This window comes from Micromonospora sp. NPDC005257 (genome assembly GCF_042872445.1).
Taxonomy (GTDB): domain Bacteria; phylum Actinomycetota; class Actinomycetes; order Mycobacteriales; family Micromonosporaceae; genus Micromonospora.
The window spans coordinates 578,949-596,308 of sequence record NZ_JBIAKL010000003.1 but is presented as its reverse complement, the minus strand read 5'-3'; the positions used below and the strand labels follow the sequence as shown (position 1 = coordinate 596,308).

Genomic DNA, 17,360 nt, shown 5'->3' with positions numbered 1-17,360 from the left:
GATCAAGGAGTTTGTGTCGCCGTCGAGGTCCGATCGGGACACGAACTCCTTGATCACGGTTCCGGCGTGGAGGGCGAGGGCGGGGGCGGCCGGGCTGCCGTACGATCTGCCGCGCGCCGCATCGACCGGTGGGCGACCGTCGGGAGGAGACACCATGAGCGCGGGGACCAGGGGGCGACCGTCGGGGCTGGTGGTCGGCTCGCTCGTGGCCGTCTCGTTCGGCACCGTGTTCGTGCTGGTCAACAGCGGCGGCCTGGACGCGCCCTGGCCGCTGGTGCTGCGCGTCGCCGGCCTGCTGGTGGCCGCGCTGCTCCTGGTCGCCCTGTCCCGGGTGGCCCGCGTCGAGACGCCCGGCCCGCAGCGGGAGGCCGCCGGGTTCATGGACCGCCGCTACTGGCTCGTGGTGGCGCTGGAGGCCGTCGCGCTCTTCGGTGGCCTGTTCGTGATCAACAACGTGCTGGACCGGCCCGCCGTGGGAGTCGCCTGGGTCGCGGTGGTCGTCGGCGTGCACTTCTTCGGCCTGGCCCACGTCTGGCGGATGCCGCTCTACCACTGGCTCGGCGCCGCGATGACAGCGCTCGGCCTGGCCGGCTTCCTCGCCCACGCGCTGGGCGCCGGTGCCGGCACGGTCGGGCTGATCTCCGGCGTGGGCTGCGGCGCGGCCCTGTTCGCCGCCGTGGCCATGGCCCTGCGCGACACCGTCCGCCGCGCGGAGCGCCCGGCCTGACTGCGCGGACGACCTCGCCGCCCGCCCCGCACCTTCGACGACTGGACGGCCGGGCACGCCCACCTGTTCCGCTAGGCCGCGACAACCTCCAGCAGCAGGGCCTGTTCGGGGTGCAGGGCCGGTAGTTGCAGGCCGACCGACCCCAGCACCGAACCGCTCACTGTGATCCCGTCACCGGGCCAGGCCAGCCAGCCCGGCGGGACCATCTCCAGCAGCGCGGGCTCCGGCACCCCGGCCGGCGGGCGGACCCGGTAGCGCCGCTGCGGGTCCAGCCCCGGCAGCCGTACCGCGCCCGGCACCTGTGCCGCCGAGGTGGTCAGCCGGCTGACCGCGTACACCGCATGTGAGCGGTCGTGGGCGACCACGCCGTGGGCCTGCACGGCCGGATCCGGGTGGTCGACCCGGACCACCCGGCCGCCGTGCAGCAGCGGGCGCAGCCGCTTGTGCAGCGCCACCCACGCCGTGAGTTCGGCCCGCTCGGTCGCGTCGATCGCGCTGATGTCCCACTCGATGCCGTGGTGGCCGAACAGCGCGGTGACCGCGCGGAAGCCCAGGTCGTGCACGCGGTGCGTGGTGTGCGAGCGCGCCGGCCCGATGTGCGTGCCGATCAGTTCCGGCGGCAGCAGCAGACCGGTCCAGCGCTGGATGGACAGCCGTTCCAGCGCGTCGTTGCAGTCGCTGGCCCAGACCCGGTCGGTACGCCGCAGGATCTCCAGGTCGACCCGCGCGCCGCCGGAGGAGCAGCTCTCGATCTCGACATCCGGGTGCCGGGCGCGCAGCTCGTCGAGCAGCCGGTAGGCCGCGAGCGTCTGCCCGTGCACACCCGGCCGCCCGGCGTGCCCGGCCTCGGTCAGGTCGCGGTTGTGGTCCCACTTCAGGTACGCGAGCCCGTCGTGCTCGCCCAGCACCGCGTCGAGCCGTTCGAGCAGGTACGCGTACGCGTCCGGGTGGGCCAGGTCGAGCACCTGCTGGTGCCGCCAGGGCGGCGGCAGCCGGTCCGGCGCCTGGAGCACCCAGTCCGGGTGGGCGCGGAACAGGTCGGAGTCCGGGTTGACCATCTCCGGCTCGACCCAGAGGCCGAACTGCATGCCGTGCCCGCGTACGTGGTCGATCAGCGGCTGCAACCCGTCCGGCCACACCTCGCCGTCGACCCACCAGTCGCCGAGCCCGGCCTGGTCGTGCCGCCGGCCGCGGAACCAGCCGTCGTCGAGGACGAAGCGCTCCACACCGACCTCGGCGGCCCGGTCGGCGAGCGCCCGCAGCCGGTCCAGGTCGTGGTCGAAGTAGACCGCCTCCCACACGTTCAGCGTGACCGGCCGTGGCGTGCGCGGGTGCGACGGACGGGCCCGCAGGTGCGTGTGCAGCGCCTCGCTGAGCCCGTCCAGCCCATCGGCGGAGTGCGCCGCGTAGAGCAGGGGAGTGGCGTACTCCTCGCCCGGCCCGAGCACGATCTCACCCGGCGCGAGCAGCTCACCGCCGCCGAGCGTGGCCTCGCCGGTCGGGCGGCGTTCGGCGGCCGTGACGTGGTCGCCGCTCCACGCGGTGTGCACCGCCCACACCTCGCCGTGCCGGAAACCGAACCCGGCCGTGCCCGCGACCAGCAACAGCGTGGCGTCGTGCCCGGTGCGGCCGTGCCGCCCTTCCCGTACCCACGCGCCCATCGGCCACGGATGCCGCTGCGGCGCGCGCTCCCGGCACCACCGGCCGGTCAGGTCGAGCAGTTCGGTGGCGACCGCCGGCACCGGCAGCACCGGCGTCAGCTCCCGCACCTCGTACCGGCCGTCGCCGTCGTTGCGCAGCCGGTGCCGCAGCGTCAGCACCCCCGCCGGGTCCAGCGTGATCTCGACGGTCAGGCTCAACCCCGCGCCCGGGTCCGCCGCCCGCACCGTCACCCGTGCGGCACCGGCCCCGTCGTGGTCCCGCTCCTCATCGGGTACGTCGAGGTCGACCAGGCGGAACGCCGTCGACCAGTCCCGGCCGTCGCGGTGACCGGCCAGCCCGGGCCGCCCGCTCCACCCGGCGCTCGCCTCGGGCAGCAGCGACAGCACAGTTGGCGCGTCGAAGCTGCTCGGCACCACCGGTGGCACCGTGGCGTCGACGAGCGCGGGCAGGTCCCCGTCGGGCAGCGGGCCGAGGTCGGCGCCCCAGTGCACGACCCGGGGCAGTCCCGGGCCGCGTGCGTCGAGCACCAGGCTGGTTCGCGCGCGGCGCAGGTGGACGATCGTCATCCCTTGGAGGCTCCCAGCGTCAGACCCCGGACGAACTGCTTCTGGAGCAGGAAGAAGATCACCAGGGTGGGGATCGCGACCAGCACCGAACCGGCCGAGACCAGGTTGTTGTCGGTGAAGAACTCGCCGCGCAGGTTGTTCAGCGAACTGGTGACCGGGAACTTGTCCCCGGTACGCATGAGCACAGTGGCCCAGAAGAACTCGTTGTAGATCCAGGTGACCTCCAGCGTCGCCAGCGCGGCCAGCGCCGGACGGCACAGCGGCATCGTCACCTGCCAGTACTGCCGCCACACGTTCGCCCCGTCGACCATCGCGGCCTCGTACAGCTCGTGCGGCAGCGCCTTCATGTAGTTGCTGAGCACGAACACGCAGAAGCCGCACTGGAACGCGACGTTCACCAGGATCAGTCCCCAGTAGCTGTCGTAGAGCAGCTCCGAGTCGCTCATCCAGGCCGGCAGCGGGATCTCGGTGAACATCCGGAACAGCGGGATGAGCAGCGCCTGTTGCGGCAGCAGGTTCGCGGCCGTGAACAGGCCGAGCAGCGCGATGTTGATCTTCCAGCTGAACCGGGCGATCACGAACGCCACGCAGGAGGCGAGGAAGAGCGTGAGCAGCACCGCCGGGACGGTGATGTATGCCGAGTTGAGGAAGTGCTTGCCGAACTCGGCGGTACGCCAGGCGGTGACGTAGTTGTCGATCGTCCAGCCGCCCAGCGACACGTAGCCGTTGGCGGCGGTGTACTCGTAGGAGCGGAACGAGGTGAGCAGCGCCCAGAGGATGGGGAACAGCCAGCCCACGGCGACCGTACCCAGGAACAGGTGCAGGGCGATCCGGGCGGGCCGCACGGGGCGGCGGCGGCCGGTGGAGACTGCGGCGGTCATCGCTTGCCCTCCCGCATCACGGTCCAGAGGTAGATGGTGATGAAGACCAGCGAGACGGCGAGCATGATGGTCGCCAGCGCGGAACCGAAGCCGATCCGGCTGGCCTCGCCCACCACGTTCTGGGTGACCAGCGCGGAGATCAGCTCCAGCCCGTTGCGGCCCTTGTTGATGACCCAGACCAGGTCGAACGCGCGCAGCGACTCGATCACCGTCACCACCAGCACGATGATGTTGATCGGGCGCATCACGGGGAAGACGACCCGGAAGAACGTGCTGGTCTCCGACGAGCCGTCGACCGCGGCGGCCTCCCGCAGCGACGGGTCGACGCCCTTGAGGCCGGCCAGGTAGAGCAGCATGATGTAGCCGACGTGCCGCCAGCCGGCCGCCACCAGCACGGCCCAGATGTTGACGTTCGGGTCGCCGTACCAGTCGGTCTCGCCGCCGAACACGCCGTTGAGCAGCCCCTGGTCGCGGCTGTAGATGAGTTGCCAGACGAAGCCGATGAGCGCCAGCGACAGCACCACCGGCAGGTAGAGCGCGGTCTGGTAGAAGCGGCTGCCGCGAATCTCCTTGTCGAGCAGCACGGCGAGGAACATGCCGAACGGGGTGGCCACCACGAACAGCGCGGCGAGCCAGAGCAGGTTGTTCTGCACCGCGGGGACGAACGGCGGGTAGATGGTCACCACGTCGTCGTAGTTCTTCGCCCCGACCCATTCGATCTCGCTGATCGGGCCGATGCCGTCCCAGTTCGTGCCGGAGAGCAGCACCGTCGCCACCGCGGGAAGCCAGACCAGGCCGGCGACGAGCAGCAGAGGTACCAGCACCATGAGCGTGATCACCACGCGGTCGGTGCGGGACAGGAGCCGTAGCCGGCGACCGCGACCACCCTTCGTGGTGGTCGCGGCCGGCGGCGGCACGGCGCGATCCGCTTGGATCAGGGGCAGGTCGGACATGATGTCCTTCCCCCTTCCGCCGTCAGCTTGTGAAGATCGACTTCTTCTGGTTCTCGATGCTGGTGAGCAGCCCGCTGATGTCCTTCGGGTCCTTGATGAACTGCTGCAACGCCGGGATCATCACGGTGGAGGCGAAGTCCGGCCGGGTGTCGCGATCGAGGAACTGGGCGATCTCGGTGGCGGAGCCGACCAGATCGGCGGCCTTCTTCTGCAGCGCGGTGTAGGCGCCGGTGTCCGCGCCGCTGTTGGCCACCAGCGTGCTCGGGTCGTTCTTCACGGTGATGTCCGCCGCCTCCTTGGAGCCGAGGTACGTCAGCAGCTTCTCCGCCGCGTCCTTGGACTTCGGCTTGCGGGCCATCATGTAGCCGTCGATCGGGGCGTCCAGGGCCTTCGCGCCGATCGTGGAGTCGACCTCGGGGAACGTGAAGAAGTCCAGGTCCTCCAGGTCGGCGCCGCTGAACTGCTGGCCGACGAACAGGCCGAGCAGGTACATGCCGCTCTTCTTCTGCTGCAGCGACTGGGCGGCCTCCTGCCAGGTGCGGCCGAGCGAGTCCGGCTGGTGCAGGGGGAGTAGCCCGGCCCAGGTGTCGAAGACCTTCTTCACCTTGTCGGAGGTCCACGCCTCCTTGCCGGCCATCAGGTCGATGTGGAACTGGTAGCCGTTGATGCGCAGGTTGAGGATGTCGAACGTGCCCATCGCCGGCCAGCCGTCCTTGTCGGCGAACGCGATCGGGTTCAGCCCGTCCTTCTTCATCCGCGCGCCGAGCGTGTTCAGGTCGTCGAGCGTCTTCGGCACCTCGTAGCCGCGCTGCTGCCACACCGACTTGCGGTAGAAGACCGCCCACGGGTAGTACGACGCCGGCACGAAGTACTGCTTGCCGTCGTCGCCTGTGGACGCCTTCTTGAACGCGTCGGAGTAGCCGTCGAGCTTGCCCCACACGTCGCTGAGGTCACCGGCCAGGCCCTTTGCGGCGAAGAACCGCATCCGGTAGCCGGCGAACCAGGTGAACACGTCGTCCGGCTTGCCCTGCAGGTAGTTGTTGATGTTCTCCTGGAAGGTGTTGTGGTCGACCGTGTTGATGTTGACGGTCACCCCGGAGGACGTCTTGAAGCCGTCCATCACCTTCGCGACGACGTCCTTGGGCTTGGGGTCCGACTGGTTCGAGCCGAGCGAGACGCTCTTGGCGTCCCCGCCCGACCCGGAGTCGGAGTCGCCGCAGCCGGCGAGCAGTCCGGTGCCGAGCAGCGCCCCCGCGCCGGCGAGCAGCGAGCGCCGGTTCAGGCCGGCGACGGACGGGGGTACGAGCCGGGCGAGGTATTCGGCTTGTGAGCGGGGACGGGACATGGTGCCTCCTGCGTGGAAGAGGTGCGCTGCGCTCATGGACCGTGGCGGTGGGCGGTGGGCGGTGTTCGTGTCGGCCGGGGCAGATCCACCGAGAATCCACACGTCCGAACACAAACAGCCGGTGGCGCTTGAAGCTACCCCTTGGCGCGGCGCTGTCAAGAGGGCAAAAAGACGGCGCTGCTGCCGCTGAGGCAGGGCAAAGCGTCGGTAAACGTTGGAACCTCAGTCGATGTTGGAAAGTGTTGACTTGGGTGCTGTTCGGGGGCAACCTCTGCTGTCATGCGGAACTGGCACGGCGAGGGCATCTGGTACGGCGCCGACTACAACCCGGAGCAGTGGCCCGAGCAGACGTGGGCCGAGGACGTCGCACTCATGCGCCGGGCCGGGGTCAACCTGGTCTCGGTCGGCATCTTCTCCTGGGCGCTGCTGGAGCCCACTCCCGGTCGGTACGTCTTCGACTGGCTGGACCGGGCGATCGACCTGCTGCACGACGGCGGCATCAGCGTCGACCTGGCCACCGCCACCGCCAGCCCGCCACCGTGGCTGGCGCACCGGCACCCGGAGACGCTGCCCCGCCGCGCCGACGGCACTGTGCTCTGGCCCGGCGGCCGGCAGGCGTACTGCCCCAGCTCGCCGGTGTTCCGCGACCACTCGCTCGCCCTGGTCGAGGCGGTCGCCCGGCGGTACGCGCGGCACCCCGCCGTCGTGCTCTGGCACGTCAGCAACGAACTCGGCTGCCACAACGTGCACTGCTACTGCGACGTCAGCGCCGAGGCGTTCCGCGGCTGGCTGCGCGAGCGCTACGGCGACCTGGACTCGCTCAACGCGGCCTGGGGCACCGCGTTCTGGAGCCAGCGCTACCACGACTGGGCCGAGATCAACCCGCCGCGTACCGCGCCGACGTTCGCCAACCCGACGCAGCAGCTGGACTTCCTGCGGTTCTCCTCCGACGAGCAGCGCGCCCAGCTGCGCGCCGAGCGGGAACTGCTGAACCGGCTCGTCCCGCAGCCGGTCACCACGAACTTCATGATCGGCACCGGCATCAAGTACCTGGACTACCACTCCTGGGCGTCCGACGTGGACGTGGTCGCCAACGACCACTACCTCACCGCCGCCGACCCGCAGCCGCAGGTCGACCTGGCGCTGTCCGCCGACCACACCCGGGGCGTCGCCGGCGGCGCGCCGTGGCTGCTGATGGAGCACTCCACCAGCGCCGTCAACTGGCAGCCCCGCAACGTGGCCAAGACGCCGGGTCAGATGCGCCGCAACAGCCTCGCCCACGTCGCGCGCGGCGCCGACGGGGTGCTGTTCTTCCAGTGGCGCGCCTCCCGGGCCGGCGCGGAGAAGTTCCACTCCGCGCTGGTCCCGCACGCCGGCGCGGACACCAAGGTGTTCCGCGAGGTCTGCCGGCTCGGCGCCGACCTGCGCGCGCTGGCGGAGGTACGCGGCAGCCGCGTCGACGCCGACGTGGCGATCCTGTTCGACTACGAGGCGTGGTGGGGCGTCGAACTGGACTCCCACCCGAGCGTCGACGTCACCTACACCGACCGGTTGTCCGCGCTGCACGGCGCGCTCTGGCGGGCCGGGGTCACCGCCGACGTGGTCCACCCGTCCGCCGACCTGTCCCGCTACCGGCTCGTGCTGGCGCCCACGCTCTACCTCGTCCGCGACGCCGACGCCGACGCGCTGCGCCGGTTCGTGGAGGCCGGCGGCACCGCAGTGGTCACCTACTTCAGCGGCATCGTCGACGAGCACGACCACATCCGGCTCGGCGGCTACCCCGGCGCGTTCCGGGACCTGCTCGGCGTACGCGTCGAGGAGTTCTTCCCGCTGCGGGACGGCGAGACGGTACGCCTCGACGACGGCGCCCGCGCCGACGTGTGGACCGAGTGGCTGCACGCCGAGGGCGCGGAGGTGCTGGCCGCGTACGCCGACGGGCCCCTGCCCGGTGTGCCGGCGCTGACCCGGAACGCGGTCGGCGCGGGCGCCGCCTGGTACGTCGGCACCCGGCTCGACGACGAGGCCACCGATCGGCTGGTGGCGCGGCTGCTCGCCGAGACCGGCGTACGTCCGCCGGTGAGCGTGCCGGCCGGGGTGGAGGTGGTCCGCCGCCGCTCGGCGGACCGGAGCTGGCTGTTCGTGGTCAACCACACCACCGGGCCGGCCCGGCTGGCGGTCACCGGCGTCGAACTGCTCGGCGGCGTGCGCTGCGACGGTGAGCTGGAGGTGCCCGCGGGCGAGGTGGCGGTGGTCCGCGAGGAGCCCGCGCCGGTGCCCGCGACCGCCTGACCGGTACCCTGCCGTGCGCGCCGAGGAGGTCCCCATGCTCGCCCAGCAACGGCAGAGCGCCATCCTGGAGTTGATCCGCCAGCGTGGCGGCGTCCGGGTCAGTCACCTGGTCAGCCGCTTCGGGGTGTCCGACATGACGATCCGCCGCGACCTGGAGGTGCTGGCCGATCGCGGCCTGATCGACAAGGTGCACGGCGGTGCGACGCTGGCCGGGCCCGGCTCCACCGAGGAGCCCGGCTTCGCCGCCAAGTCGGTCCGGCAGCAGGCCGAGAAGCGCGCCATCGTGGAGCGCGCCGCCGGCCTGGTCGAGCCGGGTATGGCGGTGGCTCTGTCCGCCGGCACCACCACCGCCGCGCTGGCGGCGCGGCTGGCCGAGGTACGTGGGCTCACGGTGGTCACCAACTCGATTCCGGTGGCCGACGCGCTCTACCAGGACCCGCGCGCCGACCAGACCGTGGTGCTGACCGGCGGCATCCGTACCCCGTCGGACGCGCTGACCGGCCCGGTCGCCGAGGCGGCCATCGCCGCGCTCAACGTCGACCTGCTCTTCCTCGGCGTGCACGGGATGAGCCCGCGTACCGGGTTCACCACGCCGAACCTGCTGGAGGCGGCGGTGAACCGGCGGCTGATCGGGTCCGCGCGGCGGCTGGTGGTGCTCGCCGACCACACCAAGTGGGAGACCATCGGCATCGCCACCATCGCCCCGCTGGAGGAGGCCGACGTGCTGATCACCGACGGCGGCCTGCCGCCGGACGCCCGCCGGCAACTCGGTGAGCAGGTCGGCGAGCTGATGGTCGTCCGCGCGGACTGAGACCACGGCGTGCCTCACAGCCACTTCTCAGCCCCGCCGTCTAGGGTGCCCTGACCAGTGCCCGACGGTCCATGTCGGAGCGCAGTCGCACGGGAGTGACCGATGGTCTTCAAGAAGATGTTGAGCGCGTTCGGCGTGGGTGGCCCGAGCGTCGACACGGTGCTCAGCAACCCGAACACCCGCCCGGGCCTGGCCCTGGACGGGCGCGTGAACCTCGTCGGCGGCGACGCGCCGGCCCGCATCGAGCAGATCGCCATCGGTCTGGTGACCCGGGTCGAGATCGAGAGCGGCGACCACGAGTACGCGGGCGTGATGGAGTTCCACCGGATGCCGGTCAGCGGCGCCTTCGAGCTGGCTCCGAAGCAGCAGCTCTCCATCCCGTTCCAGATGCCGGTGCCGTGGGAGACCCCGATCACCGACGTGTACGGCCAGCGCCTGCACGGCATGACCATGGGCCTGCGTACCGAGGTGGCGGTGGCGCGCGCTGTCGACAAGTCCGACCTGGACCAGGTGTCGGTGCACCCGCTGCCGGTCCACGAGCGGATCCTCGACGCGTTCCAGGCGCTCGGCTTCCGGTTCAAGCACGCCGACCTGGAGCGGGGCCAGATCTACGGGGTGCCGCAGACGCTGCCGTTCTACCAGGAGATCGAGTTCTTCGCCGCGCCGCAGTACGCGCAGACGGTCACCGAGGTCGAGCTGACGTTCGTGACCAGCCAGCAGGGCGTCGAGCTGATCCTGGAGTGCGACAAGCGCGGCGGCTTCCTCCGCCCCGGACACGACGTGATCGGCCGCTACTCGGTTCCGCACAGTGACGCCGCCCGTACCGACTGGGTGCAGGTCGTCGACGGCTGGCTGCGGGAGATCACCGGCCGCTACGGCAACCTGCGGGCCCAGGGCTTCGGCATGCCGCCCGGCGGGCACGGCTACCCGGGCCAGCACGGCTACGCCGGCCACGGTCGGCGCGGCCCGGGCATGGGTGGCGTGGTCGCGGGCGCCGCGCTCGGTGTCGCCGGCGGCCTGGTCGCCGGTGAGCTGATCGAAGAGGCGTTCGACGGCGGCGACGAGGACTTCGGGGACTTCGGCGGGGAGTGAGCACACGCGACGACGCCCCCGGGACGGATCCCGGGGGCGTCGCCGTTCACGCGGCGTGCAATCAACGCCCGCGACGCTCCTTGCCGGAGCGGTGCGCGCTGCCCGCCTTCGACAAGCCCCGGCTGACCAGGTACGCGCCGGTCAGCGCGGTCAGGTACCACCAGGCCTGGTTCGGGTTGTTGATGTTCAGGCCGTTGGCGGTGGTGCCCTTCCAGAACGCGGCGATCGCGACGAGCGCGACAGCTGCGGCGTACACCCAGAACTCGGTGGTCAGCAACGCCTGCTTCGTCTCCGTGCCCGGGGACGGCATCGGCTCCCGGTGACCGTCGTGCATCGACGGCATGTTTCGGGTCGACGTGTCCTGCATGTTCGACCGGTTCTGGACGTCGGACATCGGCCGGTTCATCGGCCTGGTGGATGCAGCCTGCGTGCTCATCTGGTCCTCCTCAGGATTTGATGAGTCGTTACCTCGTACACCCTCGCCCCGCTACCGCAGGTCGGCCACGGCGCGGTTCGCGCTCTGTGGCGGGGCAACCTGGGTCTACCCGAGGCCGGAGACAAGGTAACCGCCGATCGGCATGGTGTTCTGAAGCCCGACATCCGGGCACGTACCGGACCTCTCGTCGCCGGTTCCGGTTTCAGCCACCCAGCCTCGGGCACGCCGGACCGATACCCCGACACACCTGCGAGGTGGTTGACGTGCGTGAGGACGACATGCGGCAGGACGCCGCCCGGCGGGCCGAGCAGCGGGTCGCCGGAGGCGTGTACGGCGAGGGCGCGCTGGACGAGGTCACGGTGCCGCAGACCGACGTGGAGCGGATGCGTCAGGAACTCGACCCGGACGACCCGGCGGACGTACCCGTCGACCCGACGGTGCTGCGCGACGGCGGACCGACCCGGGGTCAGGGCGCGGTGACCACGACCGGTGGTACGGCGGGACCGGCCAGTGTGCGCCGCCTGGCCCGCCAGCCGGAGAAGCACCGGGGCAAGGTGGCGCCCACGACGACCGGTGACGCCGGTACGGGTGGCATGAGCACCCCGGCCGGCGGCTCCACGAGCGACAACTCGGCCACGGGTGCCCAGGTAGGCGACTTCACCAACAACCGTCCCAACCCAGGCTGACCGAGGCAGAACGACGGAGGGGGCGGCACCGATGCCGCCCCCCCACTGGCCTCTGCTCGCCGATCCTGCACTTGACTCGTCGATCATGAAGTTGACGGCGGTTTTGGAGATCCACATGGCCGCTAACTTCATGATCGACGGGGCGAGGGCGGGTGGGGTGGGTGGGGTGGGTGGGGGGTTATGGGGTGCGGAGGATGCCCAGGCGTTGGGTGGCTCTTGTCAGGGCCACGTAGAGGTCACTGTTGCCCCTCGGGGACTCGGAGACCATGCGGGCCGGGTCCACCACCAGCACGGAGTCGAACTCCAAGCCCTTCGCCTGCTCGGTGGTCAGCACCACCACCCGGTTCGCCAGCTCGGGCTGCTCGCCCACTGTCGCCTCCGGCAGCGCCGCCACCACCGCGCCGCCCAGCTCGTCCACCCGCCCGGTCGGCACCAGCACGCCGAGGCGCCCGTCACCGAGCGATGCGGCCTCCCGGCTGGTCGCCTCGACCAGCTCCGCGACGAGCCGGTCCGCCGGCACGGTCCGGTCCCAGGGCGGTACGCCGGTCGCGCGTACCGAGCGGGGTGGCCGCAGCGCCGGGTCGATCTCGGCCAGCACCTCGGCGGCGACCGCCATGATCTCGGCCGGGGTGCGGTAGCTGACCGTCAACTCCTCCAGCCGCCACCGGTCCGCCACGTACGGCGCCAGCGCCTCGCCCCACGACGGGGTGCCGGCGAGCGCGCCGGTCTGCGCCACGTCGCCGACGATCGTCATGGACCGGCTCGGGCAGCGGCGCATCAGCAGCCGCCACGCCATCGGCGACAGCTCCTGCGCCTCGTCCACGATCACGTGCCCGAACGCCCAGGTGCGGTCGGCGGCGGCCCGCTGGGCGGTGGTGAGCCGGTCGGACTCCTCCTGCCGCTCGGAGAGCCGGTCGGCGTCGATCAGGTCGGTGACGCCGAGGATCTCACCGCCGTCGGCCTCGTCCTCGACGTCGATGGAGCGGGAGCCGCGCCAGATCTCCAGCACGCCCTCGGCGTACTCGCGTTCCAGCGCCCGGATGCGTTCCCGGCGGGCCACCGCCGCGCGCTCGTCCTCGCCGAGCAGTTCGGCTGCCTCGTCCAGCAGCGGCACGTCGGCGGGCGTCCAGCCGCCCGGCTCGCGGTGCAGCGCGGCCCGCTCGGCATCGGTGAGCATCGGCGCGGCGGTGGCGATCCGCTCCGGCGAGGCGTACAGGTCGGCGAGCAGGCGTTGCGGGGTCAGCACCGGCCACAACTCGTCCAGCGCGGCCCGGATCTCCGGTTCCTCGCGCAGCTCGCGGCGGATCTCCGCGCGGTCGGCCTCGGAGAGCAGGTTCTCCCCGCCCAGCGGGTCGGCGCCGATCCGCTCGGCCACCTGGTCGGCGAGCGCGTGCACGATCTCCACGTCGAACAGGGCGCGGGCCAGGTTGTGCGGGCGGCCGGTGCGGCGTACCCGGTCGCGGGCCTGCCGGACGGTCTCCGGGTCGAGCGTCAGCACCTCCCGCTGCGGCAGCTCGATGGCGACCGGCTCGTCCGGCACCCACTGCCGGTCGCGTACCGCCGCGGCGAGCACCTCGGCCAGCACCGCGCGGCCCTTGAGCGCGGCGGTGGTGGCGGGCTCCGCACGCCGGGCGTGCACGCCGGGGAACAGGTCGGCCTGGGTGCGCAGCAGCACGCCGGTCTCGGCCAGCGTGGGCAGCACCTGGGAGATGTAGCGCAGGAACGTGGCGTTCGGGCCGACCAGCAGCACGCCCCGGGTGGAGAGCTGCTGGCGGTGGGTGTAGAGCAGGTACGCGGCCCGGTGCAGCGCCACCGCCGTCTTGCCGGTGCCGGGCCCGCCCTGCACCACCATCACGCCCGGCAGGTCGGCGCGGATGATCCGGTCCTGCTCGGCCTGGATGGTCTCGACGATGTCGCGCATCCGCCCGGTGCGCCCGGCGTTCAGCGCGGCGAGCAGCGACGCCTCACCGGTCAGTTCCTCGTGCGCGGTGGGGGAGGCGGCGGTGATGTCCAGCACCTCGTCGTTGAGCCCGGTCACCTTGCGGTCGCGGGTCCGCAGGTGACGGCGGCGGCGTACGCCCTGCGGGTTGGCGGCGGTGGCCAGGTAGAACGGGCGGGCGGCCGGGGCACGCCAGTCCATCAGCAGCGGGTCGTAGTCGCCGGAGGTGTCGAAGATGCCGATCCGGCCGATGTAGCGGACCGAGTCGTCGTCGCCGTCGAGCCGGCCGAAGCACAGGCCGCTCTCCACCGCGGAGAACTGCTCGACCTGGTCGGCGTACATCGCCACCGTCGAGTCGCGCTGCGACCGGGCCTGCTGTGTGCCACCGGTGTGACGCAACTCCTCGTCGAGCCGCCGGGCGGCCTGTTCCCGCATGCCGTCCAGCCGGTCGTACAGCATCGAGACGTATTCCTGCTCCCGGCCGATCTCGACGCCCTGGCGCAGGTCAGCCGACACGTCGGAGTGCGTTGACAATCCGGCTCCTCATTGACTAAAATTGCCGCAGGAATGGCATTCAAAAGCCATTCCTTTTTTGTGCCTGAACTGAGAAAGATAGCGCGTCGGCCGCCACCCGACCAAGCCCGGACACAACTCGGGGCCCGGTCGACGTCAGCCGACCGAGCCCCGGGCACGGCATGTCTCAGCCCTTGGCCGCCTCGTAGAGCCGCTCCGGCGTGACCAGGCCGGCGATCACCCGGCCGTCGTCGGTCAGCAGCACGCTGAACAGCTTGCCGCTGAGCAGCCGGCCGCTGCCCCAGTCGCCGCTGACCTTGGGCAGGTCACCGAGCACGCCGGCCAGCATCTGCGCGTCCGGCGCGTCCGCGCCGGGCTTCGCGTCGCCGCCCGCCGCCGCGTCGCCGATCTTGGCGACCACCACGGTGGTCCAGCCGGTGCCGACGGTACGCACGTCCGGCTTCCCGGCGTCCTTCTTCTCGAACTTCTCGAACCGCTTACCCGCCGGTCCGGGCCGCTCGCCCTCGGTCGCCTCGGTGACCTTCACGCCGGGCGGCGGGTTGAACCGGAACTGGTCAGCCTCCGGCGTGCGGAAGTCGACCTGGGTGAACGCCACCTGGAACGCCGGCTCGTCCTGACCGTCGGCGAGCACCTGCAGGCGCAGCGGCACGTGCTCCTTCGCGTCGAGCGCGATCCGTACCTGGTGCACCAGGGACGCCTTGTCGCGCGGGGTGAGCACCAGCTCGTACGCGTCGCGCCCGGCCACCGTCGCGGTGCGGCCGACGGTGACCGCCGTGGTCGGGTCGATCGCCTCCAGCGCCCGGTCCGCGGCGTCGGCCGGGGTGGCCGGCACTGTGGCCCGGTTCGGGGCGTCGGCCGGTAGCGTCCGGTGCGTGGCGGTGTTCTCCCGGCTGTTCCAGGTCCAGACGTCGCGCCCGTTGCGCAGGATGTCCTGCTCGCCGAGCGTGTCGACCAGGGCGAGTCGCTGCCGGTCCGCGCCGGCGTACCAGACGCGCAGCGTGTGCGTGCCGGACACCAGCCCGGCCAGGTTGTTGCCGGTGGCCCGGCCGGCGAGCGCGGCGATCGGCGGCAGGCCGAGGTCGGCGCGCTGCACCACGGTGCCGGAGAGCCCGTCCAGGCGGGACGTGCGCAGGTCTTCCAGGAGCTGGGCGGCGCTGCGCGGCGGCAGTGCCGGGTCGGCGCCGGCGGCGAACGTGCCGACGGCGGCGCCACCGCCGATCACGGCGACCCCCGCGGTCACCGGGACCAGCCAGCGCAGCACGGCGCGGTTCTTCATCACAGACATAGTGTGCACCTCCTGCGCACCATGCTGCGCGATGGTCGCTGTGACCACGCTGAGGAGATCCCCTACGGGTGAGCCCGTGGTGGCACCCTGGACCGGTGCGACTGCTGGTGGTGGAGGACGAGACGCGGCTCGCGGCGGCGCTGCGCCGGGGCCTGTCGGCGGAGGGCTTCGTGGTGGACGTGGCGGCCACCGGGCCGGACGGGCTGGACGCGGCCCGGCACGGCGAGTACGACGCGATGATCCTCGACGTGATGCTGCCCGGCCTCTCCGGCTACGAGGTGGTGCGCCGGCTGCGTGCCGAGCGGCGCTGGCTGCCGGTGCTGATGCTGTCGGCCAAGGACGGCGAGTACGACCAGGCCGACGGCCTGGACTGCGGCGCCGACGACTACCTCACCAAGCCCTTCTCGTACGTGGTGCTGCTGGCCCGGCTGCGGGCGTTGCTGCGCCGCGGCGCGCCCCGGCGGCCGGCCGTGCTCACCGTCGGTGACCTGCGCCTGGACCCGGCCCGCCGCCGGGTCACCCGGGCCGACGCCGAGGTCGTGCTCACCAGTCGCGAGTACGCGCTGCTGGACTACCTGATGCGCCGCCCCGGCGAGGTGGTGTCGAAGACCGAGCTGCTGGACCACGTCTGGGACGCCTCGGTCGACACCGCCCCGAACGCGGTGGAGGTCTACGTCGGCTACCTGCGCCGCAAGATCGGCCGGGAGCGGCTGGAGACGGTGCGCGGCGCGGGCTACCGGCTGGCCACATGAGCCGGTGGGTACGCGGCCCGCTGCCGCGCCTCGGCCTGCGGGCCCGGCTGCTCGCGCTCGGTGTGCTGGGGCTGGTGGTCGGGTTCGCGTTCGGCTCGGCGCTGCTGCTCGGCGCGCTGGGCTGGACGTTGCAACGCTCGGTCGACGAGGAGGCGACGCGGACCGCCGACGCGGTGGCGCTGCTGGCCGCCGAGGACGCGCTGCCGGATCCGCTGCCGGTGGCCGGCGGGCAGTTGCGGGTACAGGTGGTCGACGCGCAGGGCCGCATCCGGGCCGCCTCGATCGACGCGGACCGCCTCGTGCCGATGCTCGGCCCGGACGAGCTGCGTCCCGGGCAGCGGCAGCGGCTGGTGGTGGACGGTCGGCGCGCCGGCATGCCCGGTCCGGTCCGGGTGGTCACGGTGCCGGCCGGCACGGCGCAGGAGCCGCGTACGGTGCTGGTGGCCAAGTCGCTCACCGACGTGCGGCACAGCCTGCACGTGGTCCGCAACCTGCTGCTCGTCGGATTTCCGGTGCTGGTGGCCGGGCTCGGTGTGGTGGCCTGGCGGGTGGTGGGCGCGACGCTCCGGCCGGTCGAGCAGTTGCGCAGCGGCGCCGCCGAGATCACCGGGCGGGCCGGTACGGAGCGGCTCCCGGTGCCGGCCGGGCAGGACGAGATCCACCGGCTCGCGGTCACGCTCAACGACATGCTGGACCGGCTGGCCGCGTCCCGGGACCGGCAGCGGGCGTTCGTCGCCGACGCCGCGCACGAGCTGCGCAGCCCGCTGACGAACATGCGCACCGAGTTGGAGGTGGCCCGGCGTCTCGGTGACGACACCGACTGGCCGGCGGTCGCCGACGACCTGCTCGCCGACACCGAGCGGCTGAGCCGGCTGGTCGACGACCTGCTGCTGCTGGCCCGCCTGGACGAGCAGGACGCGCGGCCGTCGCCGGTGGGGCCGGTGGAGCTGGGCGAGCTGTTGTGGACGGTGGCCGCCCGCTACCCGTCGCCGCCGGTGCGGCTGACACCCCCCGACGGGCCGCTGTGGGTGGAGGGGGACGCGGGGGAGCTGCGCCGGGTGCTGGTGAACCTGGTGGACAACGCGCTGCGGCACGCGTACTCCGCTGTGGAACTGGCCGTGAGCGGGCCGGACAGCGCGTACCACCTGATCACGGTGGCCGACGACGGGCCGGGCGTCCCGGCGGCGGACCGGGAGCGGGTGTTCGCCCGGTTCACCCGTCTCGACGACGCTCGGGCCCGCGACGCGGGCGGCGCGGGCCTGGGCCTGGCCATCGTGCGCGAGCTGGTGCGCCGGGCCGGCGGCACCGTGGAGCTGGGCGACGCGACGCCCGGCGCCGCCGCGCCGGGGCTGCGCGCGACGGTACGGCTGCCCGCGCTGGCCGAGCCGGACGCGGAGTGAGC

General features: G+C 72.3%; 14 protein-coding genes. 7 read left to right on the top strand and 7 right to left on the bottom strand.

From position 1 onward, the window contains the following. The first annotated feature begins 154 nt into the window (after positions 1-154). The gene (locus ACFYO8_RS09590) at positions 155-727 is read left to right on the top strand and encodes a hypothetical protein (RefSeq protein WP_355094535.1); all 573 of its coding nucleotides are present in this window, start codon (positions 155-157) and stop codon (positions 725-727) included. Between the two features lie 71 nt (positions 728-798). On the opposite strand, the gene ACFYO8_RS09585 is transcribed toward ACFYO8_RS09590, so the two are convergent. Genes ACFYO8_RS09585 through ACFYO8_RS09570 form a run of 4 tightly spaced genes read right to left on the bottom strand, consistent with a single transcriptional unit; the run spans position 799 to position 6,134 of the window. Continuing rightward, entirely contained in the window at positions 799-2,955 is a 2,157-nt protein-coding gene (locus ACFYO8_RS09585) for an alpha-galactosidase (protein ID WP_354874676.1), read from the bottom strand. Next, entirely contained in the window at positions 2,952-3,836 is an 885-nt protein-coding gene (locus ACFYO8_RS09580; protein ID WP_354874674.1) for a carbohydrate ABC transporter permease, read from the bottom strand. Before ACFYO8_RS09580 ends, ACFYO8_RS09585 begins: the two co-directional genes overlap by 4 nt. Next, positions 3,833-4,789, bottom strand: coding sequence for a sugar ABC transporter permease (locus tag ACFYO8_RS09575; RefSeq protein ID WP_354874672.1), 957 nt, complete (start codon positions 4,787-4,789; stop codon positions 3,833-3,835). Before ACFYO8_RS09575 ends, ACFYO8_RS09580 begins: the two co-directional genes overlap by 4 nt. 22 nt (positions 4,790-4,811) lie before the next feature. Beyond that, a complete protein-coding gene (locus ACFYO8_RS09570; RefSeq protein ID WP_354874670.1) occupies positions 4,812-6,134 on the bottom strand; it encodes an ABC transporter substrate-binding protein in 1,323 nt (440 codons plus the stop codon). 279 nt (positions 6,135-6,413) lie between these two features. Between ACFYO8_RS09570 and ACFYO8_RS09565 the strand changes: the two genes are divergently transcribed. The 3 genes from ACFYO8_RS09565 (at position 6,414) to ACFYO8_RS09555 (ending at position 10,326) form a co-directional block, all read left to right on the top strand. Continuing rightward, positions 6,414-8,423 (top strand): beta-galactosidase, encoded by a 2,010-nt coding sequence (locus ACFYO8_RS09565; RefSeq protein ID WP_354874668.1) that lies wholly within the window; start codon positions 6,414-6,416, stop codon positions 8,421-8,423. Positions 8,424-8,457: 34 nt separating this feature from the next. Continuing rightward, positions 8,458-9,234, top strand: a complete 777-nt coding sequence (locus tag ACFYO8_RS09560; RefSeq protein ID WP_354874666.1) for a DeoR/GlpR family DNA-binding transcription regulator — start codon at positions 8,458-8,460, stop codon at positions 9,232-9,234. A gap of 102 nt (positions 9,235-9,336) precedes the next feature. After that, positions 9,337-10,326, top strand: a complete 990-nt coding sequence (locus ACFYO8_RS09555) for a sporulation protein (RefSeq protein WP_354874664.1) — start codon at positions 9,337-9,339, stop codon at positions 10,324-10,326. Positions 10,327-10,387: 61 nt separating this feature from the next. On the opposite strand, the gene ACFYO8_RS09550 is transcribed toward ACFYO8_RS09555, so the two are convergent. Then, positions 10,388-10,762 carry a hypothetical protein gene (locus ACFYO8_RS09550; RefSeq protein WP_354874662.1) on the bottom strand — a complete coding sequence of 125 codons (375 nt, stop codon included), beginning with the start codon at positions 10,760-10,762 and terminating at the stop codon, positions 10,388-10,390. Positions 10,763-11,025: 263 nt separating this feature from the next. Between ACFYO8_RS09550 and ACFYO8_RS09545 the strand changes: the two genes are divergently transcribed. After that, complete coding sequence (locus ACFYO8_RS09545; protein WP_175438907.1) at positions 11,026-11,448, top strand: hypothetical protein; 423 nt, start codon at positions 11,026-11,028, stop codon at positions 11,446-11,448. A 178-nt stretch (positions 11,449-11,626) separates the two neighbouring features. Here the strand turns inward: ACFYO8_RS09545 and ACFYO8_RS09540 are convergent, their stop codons facing one another. Further along, a complete protein-coding gene (locus ACFYO8_RS09540) occupies positions 11,627-13,846 on the bottom strand; it encodes an AAA family ATPase (RefSeq protein WP_354874716.1) in 2,220 nt (739 codons plus the stop codon). A gap of 241 nt (positions 13,847-14,087) precedes the next feature. Then, complete coding sequence (locus ACFYO8_RS09535) at positions 14,088-15,206, bottom strand: sigma-E factor regulatory protein RseB domain-containing protein (protein WP_354874660.1); 1,119 nt, start codon at positions 15,204-15,206, stop codon at positions 14,088-14,090. Positions 15,207-15,301: 95 nt separating this feature from the next. On the opposite strand from ACFYO8_RS09535, the gene ACFYO8_RS09530 reads away from it, so the two are divergent. Next, positions 15,302-15,958, top strand: coding sequence for a response regulator transcription factor (locus ACFYO8_RS09530; protein ID WP_354874658.1), 657 nt, complete (start codon positions 15,302-15,304; stop codon positions 15,956-15,958). Then, on the top strand, positions 15,955-17,358 hold the full coding sequence (locus tag ACFYO8_RS09525) for a HAMP domain-containing sensor histidine kinase (RefSeq protein WP_354874656.1): 1,404 nt from the start codon (positions 15,955-15,957) through the stop codon (positions 17,356-17,358). The genes ACFYO8_RS09530 and ACFYO8_RS09525 overlap by 4 nt, the downstream gene beginning before the upstream one ends. Positions 17,359-17,360 lie beyond the last annotated feature (2 nt).

What these genes read in the sequence shown, in the direction of transcription:
- ACFYO8_RS09590 (WP_355094535.1), top strand. Translation starts at nt 155, where the DNA reads ATGAGCGCGGGGACCAGGGGGCGACCGTCGGGGCTGGTGGTCGGCTCG.
- ACFYO8_RS09585 (WP_354874676.1), bottom strand. Translation starts at nt 2,955, where the DNA reads ATGACGATCGTCCACCTGCGCCGCGCGCGAACCAGCCTGGTGCTCGAC.
- ACFYO8_RS09580 (WP_354874674.1), bottom strand. Translation starts at nt 3,836, where the DNA reads ATGACCGCCGCAGTCTCCACCGGCCGCCGCCGCCCCGTGCGGCCCGCC.
- ACFYO8_RS09575 (WP_354874672.1), bottom strand. Translation starts at nt 4,789, where the DNA reads ATGTCCGACCTGCCCCTGATCCAAGCGGATCGCGCCGTGCCGCCGCCG.
- ACFYO8_RS09570 (WP_354874670.1), bottom strand. Translation starts at nt 6,134, where the DNA reads ATGTCCCGTCCCCGCTCACAAGCCGAATACCTCGCCCGGCTCGTACCC.
- ACFYO8_RS09565 (WP_354874668.1), top strand. Translation starts at nt 6,414, where the DNA reads ATGCGGAACTGGCACGGCGAGGGCATCTGGTACGGCGCCGACTACAAC.
- ACFYO8_RS09560 (WP_354874666.1), top strand. Translation starts at nt 8,458, where the DNA reads ATGCTCGCCCAGCAACGGCAGAGCGCCATCCTGGAGTTGATCCGCCAG.
- ACFYO8_RS09555 (WP_354874664.1), top strand. Translation starts at nt 9,337, where the DNA reads ATGGTCTTCAAGAAGATGTTGAGCGCGTTCGGCGTGGGTGGCCCGAGC.
- ACFYO8_RS09550 (WP_354874662.1), bottom strand. Translation starts at nt 10,762, where the DNA reads ATGAGCACGCAGGCTGCATCCACCAGGCCGATGAACCGGCCGATGTCC.
- ACFYO8_RS09540 (WP_354874716.1), bottom strand. Translation starts at nt 13,846, where the DNA reads ATGCTGTACGACCGGCTGGACGGCATGCGGGAACAGGCCGCCCGGCGG.
- ACFYO8_RS09535 (WP_354874660.1), bottom strand. Translation starts at nt 15,206, where the DNA reads ATGTCTGTGATGAAGAACCGCGCCGTGCTGCGCTGGCTGGTCCCGGTG.
- ACFYO8_RS09525 (WP_354874656.1), top strand. Translation starts at nt 15,955, where the DNA reads ATGAGCCGGTGGGTACGCGGCCCGCTGCCGCGCCTCGGCCTGCGGGCC.